We start from the raw sequence: 13,279 nt of genomic DNA on the forward strand, positions 1-13,279 counted from the left end.
CTGCGGGAAAATGACTGCTCTATGTGCAGCGCGAATGATGGCTCCCACGTCCCTCGAAGATTGTACCCGGACCTTGTGGGAGTGAGCCTGCTCGCGATGGCTGCAGCACATTCAAAATTGATGTCGACTGATGCACCGCCATCGCGAGCAGGTTCTTGCCGTTAAGCCAGGGATTGCAGATACGCGCGCCATCCGCCGAGATGACTGATATTGGCGGCCCCCTCCAACCCGTACCCCTCACAAATAAACCCACTCTCCCAACGCCCGTCCGCCAGTTGCACCTTGCCCAACCCCAGCGGCGCCGGAATCCCGGTCAGAAACGAGCCCAACTCAGTGCTCGGCAACTCCCAAACCTCCACCGCGATCGCCACGCCACCATCCTTCACCCGCACCATCCCCGGACGAAACGGCGGGCCACCGGCCAACGCATACAGCTGATAGTCAGGCGAACTGCAAGTCGTCTCGACCAGCCGAGCCCCGCGCTTCCTCAATTGCCAGTTCAACGCCAACCCGTCCAGATGCGCGCCGCACACCACCAGTCGTGCGCGATCATGGCGAGCGACCGTCGTCGGTGCAGGCTCAGCCGAGCAGCGCTGCAAAGCATCCGCCACCCCCAACAAATACTGATCGGTAAACGCCCGGCCAAACACGGTCACACCCCACGGCAAACCGTTGCCCATGAAACCGCTGGGCACGGCGACAGCCGCGTAATCGAGCAGGTTCATGAAGTTGGTGTAGTAACCCAGTTCCGAATTACGCAGGACCGGTTCGGCGTCCAGTTCCGCCAACGTAACGGGGCGGCCAATGGTGGGGGTAACGACACAATCAAGATTTTCCAGCGCTTGATCGCACAGCGCTTTCAAGGCTTGCAGCCGATACTGGGCGCGGAATGTGTGCACGCCCGTCACCGCCGGTGCCTTGGCCAGTACCGCGCGAATCACCGGCAACACGGCTTCGGGATGTTGCTCCATCAACTCGCCGGCCACGCTGTATCGCTCGGCCACCCACGGCCCTTCATAGAGCAAACGCGCCGCTTCGAGGAACGGCGTCAGATCCAGTTCCACCTCTTCACCCCCCAATGCCTTGAGCCGATCGATGGCATCACCGAACAACAACGGGCCTTCAGGGCAGCCGAAGAATTCCAGGTCCTGCGCACGCGGTACGCCGAAACGGAAAGGACGCGGCGTGCCGAACGCCGAGCCGTCATTCCACAACGGGTTGCTGCGGCTGTATTCATCTCGCGGATCGAGGTGCGCCGTCAGCGCCAGCAACTGGCTGGCCTCCCGAGCCGTTGCGGTGAACGTCGTCACGCAATCGAGCGTGCGACAGGCCGGCACCACACCCGCCGTCGAGATCAGCCCTTTGGTGGCTTTCAATCCGACCAGATTGTTCAGTGCCGCTGGCACGCGCCCGGAACCCGCCGTGTCCGTACCCAATGAAAAACTCGCCACGCCCAGCGCCACCGCCAGCGAAGATCCAGCGCTGGAACCGCCCGACGGATACTCCGGCAATACGCTGTTCGGGCACGCGCCATAGGGCGAGCGGCTACCGTTCAGCCCGGTCGCGAACTGATCAAGATTGGTCTTGCCCAGCGGTATCGCGCCCAGCGCCAGCAACTGCTCGACGATGGTCGCCGAACGCTGCGGCACATAGGCAAACGCCGGGCACGCCCCCGTGGTCGGAATACCCGCCAGGTCGATATTGTCCTTGATCGCGAAGGGCACGCCGTACAGCGGCAGGCTCTCGAGGTCGCGACCGTCGAGTGCGGCGAGGTACGGTTCCAGTTCTTCAACACTGAGCAAATGGATGAACAGGTGATAATCCGGGTTGAGCGCTGCGCCTTTATCACGCAGGCCCAGCAGCAATTGACGGGGCGTGATGTTGCCGATGCGATAAGCGTTGCGCAGGGCATCGAGTTGCAGATTGATGTTCATGGCTTGATCCTTTTTCAAATGGGTTCAGTCGAGTTCCAGCACCACGACGCGCTGTCCGGCGCGCACCGCCGAACCCGGTTGCACGCGGACCTCGCGCACCACGCCGGCCATGGGTGCGAGCAGCGGAATTTCCATCTTCATCGACTCCAGAATCACCAGCACATCACCAGCGGCGACCCGACTGCCGGTCTCCACCTGAACCTGCCAGAGGTTGCCGGCGATGTGGCTGTCGACGCTCATTTCATTGCTGGCGAGCGGTGCGTCTTCGGTGGTTTCGGGGGCCGGTTCCTCGCTGTCGAAATGCGCCTGGCCGCTGGCGATCCAGCGCTCGCGCTCGGCGTTGAATGCGCCTTTTTGCTGATCGCGAAACGCGTCGATGGTCTCGGCCTCTTTCGTCAGGAAGGCCTGGTAATCCGCGAGGTTCAACTGGCTGTGTTCGATGTTCAGTTCGAAGCGCCCGAGCGGGAAGTCCCGGCGGATGCGCAGCAGTTCCTCGGCGCTCACCGGGTAGAAACGGATCTGGTCGAAAAAGCGTAGCAGCCACGGTTTGCCGTCGAACGCGGCGACTTCGCGATAACGGTTCCACATCTGCAACGTGCGACCGACAAACTGATAACCGCCAGGGCCTTCCATGCCGTACACGCACATGTAGGCGCCACCGATGCCCACCGAGTTTTCCGCAGTCCAGGTGCGGGCCGGGTTGTACTTGGTGGTGACCAGGCGATGGCGCGGATCGAGCGGGGTGGCGACGGGTGCGCCGAGGTAAACGTCGCCCAGGCCCATCACCAGATAGCTTGCATCAAAGACCGTGCGCTGCACTTCGTCGAGGTTCGGCAGGTCATTGATGCGGCGGATGAACTCCAGATTACTCGGGCACCACGGTGCGTCCTTGCGCACGGTGGTCATGTATTTCTCGATCGCCAACTGACAGGCCGGGTCGTCCCAGGACAGCGGCAAATGCACGATGCGCGACGGCACTTGCAAGTCTTTGGCGGCGCACACGGCGTCCCATTCACCGGCGACAATGCCGAGCAGATCGGCCAGCGGCAGTTGCTCGGGTTGATAGTGGATTTGCAGCGAGCGGATGCCCGGGGTGAGGTCGATGACACCGTGCAGGGTTTTGCTTTCCAGGGCTTGCATCAGGGCGTGAGCGCGGAAGCGCAGGACCAGATCCAGCTCGGGTGCTCCGATTTCCAGCAGCAGGTGAGTATCCCCCGATAACCTCGCAACCAGACGCGTATCGTCCTGACCCAAATCCAACACCACAGGCGACACAACCCCTTGTAGGAGTGAGCCTGCTCGCGATAGCGGTGTGTCATTCACATCAATGTTGGCTGTACTGTCGCCATCGCGAGCAGGCTCACTCCTACAGGGGGAATTCCATTTCAAGGCGAGTGTGCGGGCGGTTTTTAGATCGACGGGGAGAAACTGGACTTTGTCTCCGGCCTTCAGTTGCCCAAGCTGCCAAAGGTCCGCTTCAATCACCGTCACCGGGCAGACAAACCCGCCCAGGCTCGGACCATCAGGCCCCAGGATCACCGGCATGTCCCCGGTGAAATCCACCGCGCCGATGGCATACGGATTGTCATGAATGTTCGACGGATGCAGCCCGGCTTCACCCCCGTCGGCACGCACCCATTCCGGCTTCGGCCCGATCAATCGCACGCCGGTGCGGCTGGAGTTGAAATGCACTTCCCACTGGGTCGCGAAGAAGGTGCCGATGTAGTTTTCGGTGAAATACTCCGGAGCGCCATGCGGGCCATAGATCACCCGAATTTGCCGCACGACAGGTAACTCGGTGACGTGGTCCACTTGCTGACCGACGCTACGATCAATCAAAGCAGGGACGTGCAACACATCACCCGCCCGCAACGCACGACCGCCATGCCCACCAAACTGTCCAAGGGTGAACGTACTTTTGCTGCCCAGATAATCCGGCACCAGCAAGCCGCCGCGCAGGCACAGATAGCTGCGAGCGCCGGCACCGGCAATTGTGCCGAGGCTTAACGTGGCTCCAGCCGGAATCAGCAGCGCCGTGTTCATCGGCACTGTTTCGCCGTTGAGCATCAATGGAATCACCGCGCCGGTCACCGCCACCACGGCATCGCAGTTGAAGCGCAGCAACGGCCCGCTCATGGTGATTTCCAGCGCCGCGGCGCCTTCGTCATTCCCCAGCAAAAGATTGCCCAGCCGCAACGCGCGACTGTCCATCGGCCCTGATGGCGGCACGCCCACTGCCCAGTAACCGAGACGGCCGGGATAGTCCTGAACGCTGGTCTGAGTCCCGGCGCTGAGCACTTCAAAGGTGTTGGCCTGATAGGCCAGACCTTCCAGGCAACGGGTCCACGGCTGGCCGCTGGCGAACGGCGCATCGAGCAGAATTTGCCGCAGGTAATCGCGGTTGGTTTCCACGCCATAGAGCAGACTTTCACTCAACGCTTGATGCAAATCGGCACGCGCTTCTTCACGGGTCGGAGCCCAGCTGATGACCTTGGCGATCATCGGGTCGAAGTACGGCGGGATCTCGCAACCGGCCTCGACCCAGGTGTCGATGCGCAGGTGTTTGCCATCGGCGACAGGGAAGTTCACGGCGGTCAGCAAGCCTGGGCTCGGCTGAAAATCGCGGCCCGGATCTTCGGCGTAGAGCCGTGCCTGAATGGCATGACCTCTGGCGTTCAAGCCCTTGCTCAACGCACCCAAGGGCGGCAAGTCACCGGCCGCCAGTTCTACCATCCAGCGCACCAGGTCCACGCCCCACACTTGTTCGGTGACACCGTGCTCCACCTGCAATCGGGTGTTCACTTCCAAGAAGTAGAAGCGCTGATCTTCGCTGTCGAAGACGAATTCCACGGTACCGGCGCTGCGGTAGTTGACTGCTTTCGCCAGTTTGATCGCCGCCGCGCAGAGCGCTTCGGCCATGCCGTCGGGCAGGTTCGGCGCCGGGGTTTCTTCTAGGACTTTCTGGTTGCGGCGCTGCACCGAGCAGTCGCGCACGCCGAGGGCGATGACTTCGCCGCGACCGTCGCCGAACACCTGGACTTCCAGATGACGGGCGCGCCGGATGTACTTCTCGATGAACACCCCAGCGTCGCTGAAGTTGTTCTGGCCGAGGCGTTTAACCGCTTCGAAGGATTCGCTCAACTCGGCTGCGCTGCGGCACACGCGCATGCCAATGCCACCGCCGCCCGCAGTGCTTTTGAGCATCACCGGGTAGCCGACCTGTTCACCGGCAATCAGAGCCGCGTCGAGGCTGTCGAGCAGTTCGGTGCCTGCGAGCATCGGTACGCCGTGTTGCTTGGCCAGGGCGCGCGCGGTGTGCTTGAGGCCGAACACGCGCAGTTGCTCCGGCGTCGGGCCGATGAAGGCGATGTCGGCGGCTTCGCAGGCTTCAGCGAATGCGGCGTTTTCCGAGAGGAAACCGTAGCCGGGGTGAATCGCCGTGGCGCCAGTGGCTTTGGCGATGGCAAGGATTTTATCGACGGCCAGATAAGTACCGGCGGCTGCGCCGTCACCGAGGCTGTGGGCTTCATCGGCCTGCAAGATGTGCAAACTGGCAGCATCCGCTTCGGAGTAAACGGCGACGCCCTTGACCTGCACGTCACGCAGGGTGCGCAGGATGCGGCAGGCAATGGCGCCACGGTTGGCAATCAGGACTTTTTCGAACATGGCATAACCCCCGGAGGCGATAGCGCATCAGCCTCGACCTGGGATGCGGGCCGTCCCGCAGTTTTTCGATAGGCGCCGGGGTCGTCCCCGACAGCAAAAACACTTCACTCAAACCCACCACACAACCCCTGTGGGAGCGGGCTTGCTCGCGAAGGCGGCGTGTCAGTCGACATCAATTTTGAATGTGACGGCCTCTTCGCGAGCAAGCCCGCTCCCACAGGGGGATTAGTGGTGTTCCGGAGGTTTGAGGCACTGGCCCGAACGCGCCTGGAACAACGCAAACAACCACCGTCGCAACCGCACGAATTTCAGTTCCATACCAAAAGCTCCGCAGGGGTCGGGTTGTAGGCGTTGCATGGGTTGTTCAGTTGTGGGCAGTTGGAGATCAGCACGATCACGTCCATCTCCGCCCGCAGGTCGACGTATTTGCCCGGTGCCGAAATGCCGTCTTCAAACGTCAGCCCGCCGTCGGCGGTGACCGGCACGTTCATGAAGAAGTTGATGTTCGGCCCGATGTCGCCCTTGCCCAGTCGCCCGTCGTGGACGCAGGCCCGCAGGTAGTTGTCGCGGCAGCTGTGCATGTAGCGTTTTTCCAGCGCGTAACGCACGGTGTTGCTCTCTTGCGCGCAGGCGCCGCCGAGGGTGTCGTGGCGTCCGCAAGTGTCGGCGACGATGGTCAGCATCGGTTTACCGAGGTTGGAATAGAGCACGCTGCCGGTGCTCAGGTAGACGCTGTTCTGCCGACGCAACGTGCGTTGCACGTCATAGCGCTCCTTCGGGTTGGCGACGCTGTAGAACAAGGTATCGACGGCCTGATTGCCTTCCAGGTCGAGGATGCGCAGGGTCTGGCCGGCCTTGACCTCCATTAACCAGGGTTCGCCGGCGGCGATGGTGGCGCGATACACCGCGTTTTCAGGCTGCTGGTGTGTGGTTGCGACGGCGAGTGACATGGCAGCGATCCTCAGGCGAACAAACGGTCGGTGTTGATGAAGCCGCGCTCGTTTTCCGGGCGCGAGGTGCGGCAGTGTTCGGCGACGCTGGCGTCGGGGTTCATCCAGCTGAGCTTCAGGGGTTTGGGGGCGTAGTCCGGCGATGGGTCCATCGGATGTTGCAGCGCGGTGAGCACCACCAGCGTGTCCATCGGCGCGTACAACTCGATGTAGTCGCCGGCTTTCGAGTTGCCTGCGACAAAGTGGAAACGCCCGGCCTCATCGACGTTGATGCGGCTGAACAGGTTGAGGGTCATCAGCAGATCCGACAGGCCCAACCCCCACTTGCCCAGTTCCACTAACAGGTTGTCGGTGCCGTTGCGGAAGAAGCCGTTGCGCAGTTCCTGATAGCGGCCGGCGCCGTATTTTTCCGCGACTTCTTCAGCGCAGAGCACACCGCCGAGGCTGTCGCTCCAGCCGCAAGTGTCGGCGGTGATCGCCGCCAGCACGCGGCCCATGTCCGAGTACAGGCAATGGCCGCTGGTGAGTTTGGCGGTGTGTTGGCATTTGAGGCTGTCGGGCAGGTTCAGGCGTTCGGTTTTTTCATTGGCGTTGAGCAGCGTCAGGCTGACGTTGGCGCCCCCGCGCAGGTCAGTCAGGCGCAGCAATTGGCCGCGTTTCAACACGAACGAACGGTGCCCGCCGCCGGGGAGCATTTCTTCGGCGAAGGGTGGGAACAGTTGAGTCGAATCAGTCATTTCAAAATTCCTCTAAGCGATACGAAGCGTGCCCGCCAGCGCAGCCGGCAAGGCATCGACGGCGGCGCGGTTGACGCGGCGGTCGCTGTTCAAAGGGATGTCGTAAGTGATGCGCGCGCCATAGGCGCCGGGGGCGTGCGGGTCGACGCGGACCTTGTCGAACACCAGCAGGCGGGTGCCGAGGCTGAAGCCTTCGGACAAGTCGTGGGTGACCATGAACACCGTCAGTTGCGTCTCGCGCCACAGCTCCAGCAGCAAGGCGTGCATGTCCTTGCGGATGCCTGGATCGAGGGCGCCGAACGGTTCGTCGAGCAGCAACACGCGAGGTTTCATGATCAGCGCCTGGGCGATGGCCAGCCGTTGTTGCATGCCGCCGGACAGCTGCGCCGGGTACTTGTCCAGCGAGTGGCCGAGGCCGACTTTGTGTAGCAGCACCGAGGCCTGTTCGCGGGCGTCTTTTTTGGCGCTGCCGAACAGGCGCCCGAGCAAGGGCGAGCGTGGCAGTTCCAGGCCTAGCGCCACGTTGTCCAGCACGGTTAAATGCGGGAATACCGAGTAGCGCTGGAACACCACGCCACGGCTGGCATCCGGTTCGCCGGCCAGCGCCTGACCGTCGAGCAGAATCTCGCCGCGACTGGTGCGTTCCTGGCCTAGCAGTAGCCGAAGGAAGGTCGATTTTCCGCAACCCGACGCACCGACCAAGGTGCAGAACTCACCTTCGTTGACAGTCAGGTTCAGCCCTTCGAGCACCACCTGATCAGCATATTGCTGCCAGACGTTTTTTACCGTGATGAAACTCATGCCCGCGCTCCTTCATACCAGGGGAACGCGCGTTGGGTCAGGCGCTTGAGGCCCCAATCCATCAGCCAGGCGAGCAGGGTGATCCACACCACGTAGGGCAGGATCACGTCCATCGCCAGGTAGCGCCGCACCAGGAAAATCCGGTAGCCGAGGCCGTCGGTCGACGCGATGGCTTCGGCGGCGATCAGGAACAACCACGCCGAACCGAGCATCAACCGCAACGAGATCAGCAGGCGCGGCAGCAATTGCGGCAGCACCACGCGCAGCATCAACGTCCAGGTTGAAGCGCCGAGGGTCTGGGCCTTGATCAGCAGCTCGACCGGAATTTCCCGGGCGCGCTGTTCCAGATCGCGAGCCAGACACGGGGTGATGCCGATCACGATCAACATCACTTTCGACAATTCCCCCAGCCCGAAGACGATGAACAGAATCGGCAGGATTGCCAGTGGCGGCACCATCGACAGCACCGTCAGCAACGGTGACAACGGTGCGCCGAACAGCGGCAACGTCCCGGCGGCGATGCCCAGGCACAGCCCGGCCAGCGCACTGATGCCGAGGCCGATGGCCAGGCGGCGCAGGCTTGATGCGGTGTCTTGCCACAACAGGTATTCACCGGTGCGGGTGTCGGCAGTGAAAGCCAGGCGTTTGACTGCGTCGGCCATCTGCACGGCGCTCGGCAGCAGCTTGTCGTTGGGGTTGTCCGTCAGCCGTTCGGCTGAGCCCATGAAGTAGGCGAACAGCACCAGGGCGAACGGCAGGATCACCAACAGCAGGCGACTCGGGCGATCCGGGTGGCGATTGATCAGGCGCATGGCCAGGTCCTCCTGTTTACAGCTTGGCGTCAGCGGCCATCTGCACGTAGGTCGGGTCGAAGCGCAGCTTGAGGTTAGTCTTGTCGCCGCTGGTCACGCCATTGGCGAAGGCCATGCCGACGGCGCTGGTGTCTTTGGCGCCTTCACCCAGCAAGCCGTGCTGGAACGAAAACTCGGCGACCTTGCGCATGGTTTCCGGCAATTGCTTGCTGGTGGAGAAGTCCAGGGCTTCCTTGGGCGTGGCGAACAATTTGGTGGTGTCGAGTTGCGACTGGAAGCCGGCCAGGTCGGTGCCCGAAGCTTTGGCCATGTGTTCGAGTGCGACCTTGCTGGCAGCGTTTTTCGCGTTCATCAACTCGACCACTTCGAACCAGGCACCGGTCAGCGCTTTACCCAGGGCCGGGTTGTCTTTGAGGGTGGCGCTGTTGACCACCATCATGTCCATGATTTCGCCGGGGATCTGGCTGGAGTTGAAGACTTCGGTCACCGCAGGCTTGGCCTTGATGTCTGAAAGCATCGGGTTCCAGGTGGTGACGGCGTTGACCTGATCGGTGTTGAAGGCGGCCGAGATATCGGCATCGGAAGTGTTCACCACTTTGAGGTCTTTCTCGGTGAGGTCGACCGAATCCAGTGCGCGGGCCAGCAGGTAGTGGGACACCGAGAGTTCGACCAGATTGACGTCCATGCCCTTGAGGTCGGTGACCTTCTTGCCTTCGCCCTTGAGCACGATGCCGTCGTTGCCATTGGAGAAGTCGCTGACGATCAGCGCGGTGCTGTCGACGCCGCCGGCTGCCGGAATGGTCAGTGCGTCCATGTTGGTCATGGTGCAGCCGTCAAACTGGCCGGCGGTGTACTGGTTGATGGATTCGACGTAGTCGTTGAGCTGCACCACATCAATCTTGATGCCGTACTTCTTCGCCCATTTGTCGACGATGCCTTGGCTGCCGGCGTATTCCCACGGCATCCAACCGGCGTAGATGGTCCAGCAAACGCTGAAGTGGTCTTTTTGTGCAGCCTGGGACGAGACGCTCACGAGGGCTGCGAAAGCAGCGGCGAGCAGGGCGGGTAAACGAAGCTTGAGCATGGGTGGTTCTCCAGTTGATCAAGGGCGGGCAGGAGTCAACGCGGCACCGCGAACGGTGGCTTGTCTCCCGGGCTTTTGTCCCGCCGTGTAACCTCAACTGGAGGTCGCCAACTCTCGGACCAGCCACTCGCCTTAGCGAGCCGGAACCCTAGTCAGCCATTGCAAATTGTGGTGCCGCGAACCTTGTGATGACTCCTGCACGGGTTTGCTAAAGCGAGAGCCGTGCCAAGTTAGCTTGAGGGCTCTAGGGTGGGGGATTGCGCGATGAGCGCTTGGGGCAGGCGAGGCGGTGTTGCCTTGTGATGGTGCGCAGGTGCACCGCTATGGGACGTCGTGGCCGCTGATCTGAAGGTCCGCCCCTCTCGGCACTCACCCCGGCATTGCCAGTCAAATGGGTGTCAGCCGGCCTGTTCCGGCTGTGGGTCTTTCAGGAGGCCGCCATGTTTCGTCGACTGTTGTTCGGTATGGTTCTCGGTCTTGGGCTGTCCGGCTGCTATTACTACGCCGGTGGTTACGATGTGTATTCCGCGCCTTATTACTACCCCGGCTATTCACCCTATTCCTACTATTTCGGCCCGCGTTACTACTACGGCCCGCGCTTCTATGGTGGCTATCGCTACTACTATTGGGGCGGGCACGGGCCACGTCATTACGGCGGTGGATATCGCCATGGCCACCATTAATCAGCGGGTGAATAGATGAAAAACCTTTCATCGGCGACTTGTTTCAATCTGTTTCAGAGACGCACCAGATTTGGAAAACGATGTCTGATCTTTCGACAGTCACCGAATAATTGACTGTCGCCTGCCAGCGTCGCTGGTATGGCTCACTCGCGGTCCAGGAGGCCGCCATGCTCTGTCGAAAACAGCCCCACCGAATTCTTCTGATTGCAGTATTGGGATTGTCTCTTGGTGCGTGCGTGCCCTATTCCGATGGAGGAGGCAGCTACTACAGTTCCGAGGTCTATACCTCGCCAGCGCCCACCTATTATGCCGGTGGCGGACCTTACTATTCAGGTGGCGGCGGTTATTACACGCAGCCACGCCGGTACTACGCGCCACCAGCGCGGTATTACCAGCCAACGCCGCGGTATTACCACCAGCCGCGGGTTTATCAACCGGCACCCCGTTATTACCAGTCGCAGCGGGGCGAATACCGGGCCCATGGTTGGGACGGCCGTAACCGTGGCGGCTGGAACAACGACTACCGTGGTCATGGCGGACGCAACAATCACGGTGGGCGAGGGGACCATAACGGTCGCGGTGATCACGATGGCCGAGGTGGCCATCGTTAATATGAGCTAATGCAATACCAGTGTGGGAGCGAGCAAGCCCGCTCCCACATTTTTTTAGTATTCCGACAGATCGGCCAACGGATGCCGGCCTTCCCAGACCTTGTGGAAGTGTGCTTCCACCACCGCATCCGGCACATTATTGATGTCAGGCCAATGCCAATGAGGTTTCTGATCCTTGTCGATCAACCGCGCCCGAACCCCCTCGCTGAACTCCGGATGACGGCAGCAGTTGAGGCTCATCGTGTATTCCATCTGAAAGACCTCGGCCAGCGACATGTGCCGGGCGCGGGCGATCTGTTCCCAGACCAGATGAGCGGTCAGGGGCGAACCTTCGGTCATGGTCTTCGCCGCTCGACTTAACAGCAGGTCCGTATGGTCACGCAGAGGGCTGATGGCTTTCCAGGCGCAGCGCACATCGCTGACATCCAGTAGCTCATCGATCTGCTGGCGTCGAGGCAGCCATTGCGCTTCGGGCATTTGCGCGACGGCTTCCTGCTGCAAGGCCTTGAGCAGACTGTTGAGCTGCATTGGCGTCTGTTCCTGCCAATTCAATTGCAGCAAGCCTTCGATCAGCTCTTCTTGCTGCTCATCGAGCAGGAAACGGTCGGCCAGGTCCAGGTCGATCGCATCACGACCGTTCATGTGTGCACCGGTCAGCCCCAGGAACAACCCGAGCTTGCCAGGCAGGCGTGACAGGAACCAACTGGCGCCAACGTCCGGGTACAGACCGATACTGATTTCCGGCATTGCCAGGCGGCTGCTCGGCGTGACAATCCGGATGCTTGCCCCTTGCAGCAGCCCCATGCCACCGCCCAGCACATAACCATGGCCCCAGCAGATCAGCGGTTTGGGGTACGTGTGCAGATTGAAGTCCAGGCGATATTCCGCTGCAAAGAAATGTGCGGCCAAGGGCGGTACTTCCCCCGGATGAGCGCGACAGGCTTCGACCAGGCTGCGCACTTCGCCGCCGGCGCAGAAGGCCTTGGCGCCGTTACCGCGCAGCAAAACGCAGACGATTTGCGGATCTTTGGCCCAGGCGTCCATCTGATCGCGCAGGGCGTTGATCATGGGCAAGGAGAGGGCGTTGAGCGATTTTTCGGCATCCAGGCTGGCAATGCCGATGCGCGCGCCGTCGGTGCCGGTGAGTTCTTCGAAGTGCAGATTCATCGTGACCTCGATCGGGAAATTGAGCGTTCAGTATGATCGCTGTACAGGAAAGTGCCGGATCTGCGTCAGATCAATTGACAAGCGTGGTGGGCTTTCCTAGGGTTCGCCCCATTGTTTTTGCCGGATGTAACCATGACTGCTGATGACCGTATCAAACTCGAACCAAGCTGGAAGGAGGCGCTACGTGCCGAATTCGACCAGCCCTACATGGAAGAGTTGCGCAACTTCCTGCAACAGGAGCGCGCGGCGGGCAAGGAAATCTATCCTCCGGGGCCGATGATTTTCAACGCACTTAACTCCACGCCGCTGGACAAGGTCAAGGTCGTCATCCTTGGCCAGGACCCGTATCACGGGCCGGGACAGGCCCACGGGTTGTGCTTCTCGGTGCAACCGGGCGTACCGGCGCCGCCATCGCTGGTGAACATCTATAAAGAGTTGAAACGCGACCTGAACATCGATATCCCCAATCACGGCTACCTGCAGAGCTGGGCCGAGCAGGGCGTGTTGATGCTCAATACCACCATGACGGTCGAGCGCGCCAACGCCAATGCGCACAAGGACAAGGGCTGGCAGTTTTTCACGGATCGGATCATTGAAGTGGTCAGCCAGCAGCAACCGCATCTGGTGTTCATGCTGTGGGGCGCGCATGCACAGAGCAAACAGAAACTCATCGATGCCACCAAGCACCTGGTGCTGACGTCGGTGCACCCATCACCGCTGTCCGCCTATCGCGGTTTTCTGGGATGCGGGCATTTCAGCCGGACCAACAAGTTTCTTGAGCAGAATGGCGAAACGCCGATCGAGTGGCGGTTGCCGCCAGTCTAAAAACTTCGC

At 61.3% G+C, this 13,279-nt stretch carries 11 protein-coding genes and 1 riboswitch; of the genes, 3 read left to right on the top strand and 8 right to left on the bottom strand.

Annotated features, from left to right (window positions below):
- Positions 1 to 161: 161 nt before the first annotated feature.
- The 7 genes from atzF to ACA068_RS07775 form a co-directional block, all read right to left on the bottom strand.
- Positions 162 to 1,934: an allophanate hydrolase gene (gene atzF, locus ACA068_RS07745; protein WP_497308886.1), complete on the bottom strand. Its 1,773-nt coding sequence runs from the start codon at positions 1,932 to 1,934 to the stop codon at positions 162 to 164.
- Positions 1,935 to 1,958: 24 nt separating this feature from the next.
- Positions 1,959 to 5,600: an urea carboxylase gene (gene uca / locus ACA068_RS07750; RefSeq protein ID WP_497308888.1), complete on the bottom strand. Its 3,642-nt coding sequence runs from the start codon at positions 5,598 to 5,600 to the stop codon at positions 1,959 to 1,961.
- Positions 5,601 to 5,908: 308 nt separating this feature from the next.
- Positions 5,909 to 6,550, bottom strand: a complete 642-nt coding sequence (locus tag ACA068_RS07755; protein WP_497308890.1) for an urea amidolyase associated protein UAAP2 — start codon at positions 6,548 to 6,550, stop codon at positions 5,909 to 5,911.
- Between the two features lie 11 nt (positions 6,551 to 6,561).
- Entirely contained in the window at positions 6,562 to 7,287 is a 726-nt protein-coding gene (locus tag ACA068_RS07760; RefSeq protein ID WP_497308892.1) for an urea amidolyase associated protein UAAP1, read from the bottom strand.
- Between the two features lie 12 nt (positions 7,288 to 7,299).
- Positions 7,300 to 8,088 carry an ABC transporter ATP-binding protein gene (locus ACA068_RS07765; RefSeq protein WP_497308894.1) on the bottom strand — a complete coding sequence of 263 codons (789 nt, stop codon included), beginning with the start codon at positions 8,086 to 8,088 and terminating at the stop codon, positions 7,300 to 7,302.
- On the bottom strand, positions 8,085 to 8,900 hold the full coding sequence (locus ACA068_RS07770) for an ABC transporter permease (RefSeq protein ID WP_497308896.1): 816 nt from the start codon (positions 8,898 to 8,900) through the stop codon (positions 8,085 to 8,087). The genes ACA068_RS07765 and ACA068_RS07770 overlap by 4 nt, the downstream gene beginning before the upstream one ends.
- 16 nt (positions 8,901 to 8,916) lie before the next feature.
- On the bottom strand, positions 8,917 to 9,984 hold the full coding sequence (locus tag ACA068_RS07775; protein WP_497308898.1) for a putative urea ABC transporter substrate-binding protein: 1,068 nt from the start codon (positions 9,982 to 9,984) through the stop codon (positions 8,917 to 8,919).
- A gap of 62 nt (positions 9,985 to 10,046) precedes the next feature.
- Positions 10,047 to 10,147: riboswitch (guanidine-I (ykkC/yxkD leader) on the bottom strand.
- 277 nt (positions 10,148 to 10,424) lie between these two features.
- On the opposite strand from ACA068_RS07775, the gene ACA068_RS07780 reads away from it, so the two are divergent.
- A complete protein-coding gene (locus ACA068_RS07780; protein ID WP_497308900.1) occupies positions 10,425 to 10,667 on the top strand; it encodes a hypothetical protein in 243 nt (80 codons plus the stop codon).
- A gap of 167 nt (positions 10,668 to 10,834) precedes the next feature.
- Positions 10,835 to 11,278, top strand: coding sequence for a hypothetical protein (locus ACA068_RS07785; RefSeq protein ID WP_497308902.1), 444 nt, complete (start codon positions 10,835 to 10,837; stop codon positions 11,276 to 11,278).
- 54 nt (positions 11,279 to 11,332) lie between these two features.
- On the opposite strand, the gene dspII is transcribed toward ACA068_RS07785, so the two are convergent.
- Positions 11,333 to 12,445: an enoyl-CoA hydratase/isomerase DspII gene (gene dspII, locus ACA068_RS07790; RefSeq protein ID WP_497308904.1), complete on the bottom strand. Its 1,113-nt coding sequence runs from the start codon at positions 12,443 to 12,445 to the stop codon at positions 11,333 to 11,335.
- Positions 12,446 to 12,577: 132 nt separating this feature from the next.
- On the opposite strand from dspII, the gene ung reads away from it, so the two are divergent.
- Positions 12,578 to 13,270: a uracil-DNA glycosylase gene (gene ung, locus ACA068_RS07795; protein WP_497308906.1), complete on the top strand. Its 693-nt coding sequence runs from the start codon at positions 12,578 to 12,580 to the stop codon at positions 13,268 to 13,270.
- The last annotated feature ends 9 nt before the right edge of the window (positions 13,271 to 13,279 follow it).

It is taken from the genome of Pseudomonas sp. LBUM1660, from assembly GCF_059695935.1.

What these genes read in the sequence shown, in the direction of transcription:
- atzF (WP_497308886.1), bottom strand. Translation starts at nt 1,934, where the DNA reads ATGAACATCAATCTGCAACTCGATGCCCTGCGCAACGCTTATCGCATC.
- uca (WP_497308888.1), bottom strand. Translation starts at nt 5,600, where the DNA reads ATGTTCGAAAAAGTCCTGATTGCCAACCGTGGCGCCATTGCCTGCCGC.
- ACA068_RS07755 (WP_497308890.1), bottom strand. Translation starts at nt 6,550, where the DNA reads ATGTCACTCGCCGTCGCAACCACACACCAGCAGCCTGAAAACGCGGTG.
- ACA068_RS07760 (WP_497308892.1), bottom strand. Translation starts at nt 7,287, where the DNA reads ATGACTGATTCGACTCAACTGTTCCCACCCTTCGCCGAAGAAATGCTC.
- ACA068_RS07765 (WP_497308894.1), bottom strand. Translation starts at nt 8,088, where the DNA reads ATGAGTTTCATCACGGTAAAAAACGTCTGGCAGCAATATGCTGATCAG.
- ACA068_RS07770 (WP_497308896.1), bottom strand. Translation starts at nt 8,900, where the DNA reads ATGCGCCTGATCAATCGCCACCCGGATCGCCCGAGTCGCCTGCTGTTG.
- ACA068_RS07775 (WP_497308898.1), bottom strand. Translation starts at nt 9,984, where the DNA reads ATGCTCAAGCTTCGTTTACCCGCCCTGCTCGCCGCTGCTTTCGCAGCC.
- ACA068_RS07780 (WP_497308900.1), top strand. Translation starts at nt 10,425, where the DNA reads ATGTTTCGTCGACTGTTGTTCGGTATGGTTCTCGGTCTTGGGCTGTCC.
- ACA068_RS07785 (WP_497308902.1), top strand. Translation starts at nt 10,835, where the DNA reads ATGCTCTGTCGAAAACAGCCCCACCGAATTCTTCTGATTGCAGTATTG.
- dspII (WP_497308904.1), bottom strand. Translation starts at nt 12,445, where the DNA reads ATGAATCTGCACTTCGAAGAACTCACCGGCACCGACGGCGCGCGCATC.
- ung (WP_497308906.1), top strand. Translation starts at nt 12,578, where the DNA reads ATGACTGCTGATGACCGTATCAAACTCGAACCAAGCTGGAAGGAGGCG.